The following is a 3,091-nucleotide window of genomic DNA, read 5'->3' as shown; positions in this document are numbered from 1 at the left end:
TGGATAAGCCCTCGACCGATTAGTATTAGTCAGCTCCGTACATTACTGCACTTCCACCTCTAACCTATCTACCTCGTCGTCTTCAAGGGGTCTTACTCGCTTTCGCGATGGGATATCTCATCTTGAGGGGGGCTTCACGCTTAGATGCCTTCAGCGTTTATCCCGTCCAGACTTGGCTACCCTGCCATGGCCTTGGTAGGCCAACAGGTACACCAGCGGTCTGTCCATCCCGGTCCTCTCGTACTAAGGACAGCTCCTCTCAGATATCCTACGCCCGCGCCGGATAGGGACCGAACTGTCTCACGACGTTCTGAACCCAGCTCGCGTACCGCTTTAATGGGCGAACAGCCCAACCCTTGGGACCTGCTACAGCCCCAGGATGCGATGAGCCGACATCGAGGTGCCAAACCACTCCGTCGATGTGAACTCTTGGGAGTGATAAGCCTGTTATCCCCAGGGTAGCTTTTATCCGTTGAGCGATGGCAATCCCACTTTCATACCACCGGATCACTAAGTCCTACTTTCGTACCTGCTCCACCCGTCGGTGTCGCAGTCAAGCTCCCTTATGCCTTTGCACTCTTTGGATGGTTTCCAACCATCCTGAGGGAACCTTTGAGCGCCTCCGATACCCTTTCGGAGGCGACCGCCCCAGTCAAACTCCCCGCCTGACATTGTCCCCCGCCCGGGTCACGGGCGCAGGTTAGAAACCCAATATCGCAAGGGTGGTATCCCAACATTGGCTCCACACAGACTGGCGTCCATGTTTCAAAGCCTCCCACCTATCCTGTACATGCAATACCGAATCCCAGTATCAAACTGGAGTAAAGCTCCATGGGGTCTTTCCGTCCTGGCGCAGGTAACCAGCATCTTCACTGGTATTTCAATTTCACCGGGTGCATTGTTGAGACAGCGCTCAAATCATTACGCCTTTCGTGCGGGTCGGAACTTACCCGACAAGGAATTTCGCTACCTTAGGACCGTTATAGTTACGGCCGCCGTTTACTGGGGCTTAAATTCAAAGCTTCGCTTGCGCTAACCTCTCCTCTTAACCTTCCAGCACCGGGCAGGCGTCAGCCCATATACCTCACCTTACGGTTTTGCATAGACCTGTGTTTTTGCTAAACAGTTGCTTGAGCCTATTCTCTGCGGCCACATCTCTGTGGCACCCCTTCTCCCGAAGTTACGGGGTCATTTTGCCGAGTTCCTTAACAATGCTTCTCCCGCCGGCCTTAGGATTCTCTCCTCATCTACCTGTGTCGGTTTACGGTACGGGCATGTATCACACAATAGCGGCTTTTCTTGACAGCCGGAATCACACACTTCGCTACTTTAGTTCGCTGCGCGTCACGTCTTCGGATTGCACGGCGGATTTGCCAACCGTACTCCTACCTCGCTTGCCCCGGTATTCCCATTCCCGGGATGTGTTGTCCTTCTGTGTCCCCACAGTTCTGATGATACATGGTACAGGAATTTCAACCTGTTGTCCATCGACTACGCCTCTCAGCCTCGCCTTAGGCCCCGACTTACCCAGAGCAGATCAGCTTTACTCTGGAAACCTTGGATATTCGGCCTGGAGGATTCCCACCTCCATCTCGCTACTCATTCCGGCATTCTCTCTTCTTAACGCTCCACGGCTCCTTATCGGTACCGCTTCTCCGCACTAAGAATGCTCCTCTACCAATGTACTTACATACATTCCTAAGCTTCGGTGTTGTGTTTCAGCCCCGGACATTTTCGGCGCAGGACCTCTCGACTAGTGAGCTATTACGCACTCTTTGAATGTGTGGCTGCTTCTGAGCCAACATCCTAGTTGTCTTTGAAATCCCACATCCTTTTCCACTTAACACACACTTTGGGACCTTAGCTGTAGGTCTGGGCTCTTTCCCTTTTGACTACCCAACTTATCTCGTGCAGTCTGACTCCCATACATCATTTATGCGGCATTCGGAGTTTGATATCCCTTGGTAAGCTTTGACGCCCCCTTAGGAATTCAGTGCTCTACCTCCGCTAAACTAATATGAGGCTAGCCCTAAAGCTATTTCGAGGAGAACCAGCTATCTCCGGGTTCGATTGGAATTTCTCCCCTATCCACACCTCATTCCCACCCTTTTCAACGGATGTGGATCCGGTCCTCCACGGAATTTTACTTCCGCTTCAACCTGGACATGGATAGGTCACCCGGTTTCGGGTCTGCCTGTACTGACTTGACGCCCATTTGAGACTTGGTTTCCCTTCGGCTCCGAGCCTTAAGCTCTTAACCTTGCCAGTACCGGCAACTCGCCGGACCGTTCTACAAAAAGTACGCGGTCGCACCTTAACGTGCTTCCACAGCTTGTAAACACAGGGTTTCAGGTTCTTTTTCACTCCCCTCCCGGGGTCCTTTTCACCTTTCCTTCACAGTACTATGCGCTATCGGTCACTAAGGAGTATTTAGCCTTGGAGGGTGGTCCCTCCGACTTCCCACAAGGTTTCTCGTGTCTCGTGGTACTCTGGATCCTGCTGCTTCCTATTGTTTTCGTGTACGGGGCTTTCACCCTCTCTGGCCTGACTTCCCAGACAGTTCCACTAACAAATCGGTTCACGTTTGCAGTCCATAACCCCAGCATGCACGCACGCTGGTTTGGGCTCTTCCCATTTCGCTCGCCGCTACTTTGGGAATCGATGTTTCTTTCTCTTCCTCCGGCTACTTAGATGTTTCAGTTCACCGGGTTCCCTCTGCATGGCTATGGATTCACCATGCAGTGACTGAGGTTTGCTCAGCCGGGTTTCCCCATTCAGATATCTCCGGATCAAAGGATATTTGCTCCTCCCCGAAGCTTTTCGCAGCTTATCACGTCTTTCATCGGCTCTTAGTGCCAAGGCATCCACCCTGCGCTCTTTATAGCTTAACCAAATGATTTCCCGCCGCGGGTTGCTGCGGGTCCTCTAAACGTCCATAGCGTTGGACGCTTTGGTTCTAGGTTTTCATAAACGCTTTCGCATTTACAAGTTTGTTTTTCCATACAATCTCTTGTATGGCCTCGGATGTCTTGATATTCTGATTTAGAATATACAATTCATTTTTATTCAATATGCGGTTTTCAAGGTACGT

General features: G+C 51.5%; 1 rRNA gene. It reads right to left on the bottom strand.

From position 1 onward, the window contains the following. A 23S ribosomal RNA gene (locus LI015_RS27785) occupies nt 1–2,891 on the bottom strand. Nucleotides 2,892–3,091 lie beyond the last annotated feature (200 nt).

It is taken from the genome of Enterocloster sp. 210928-DFI.2.20 (genome assembly GCF_020554465.1).
Classification (GTDB): domain Bacteria; phylum Bacillota; class Clostridia; order Lachnospirales; family Lachnospiraceae; genus Enterocloster; species Enterocloster bolteae.
Note: the sequence above shows the minus strand (reverse complement) of the source record. Positions and strands in the feature narration are given on the sequence as shown.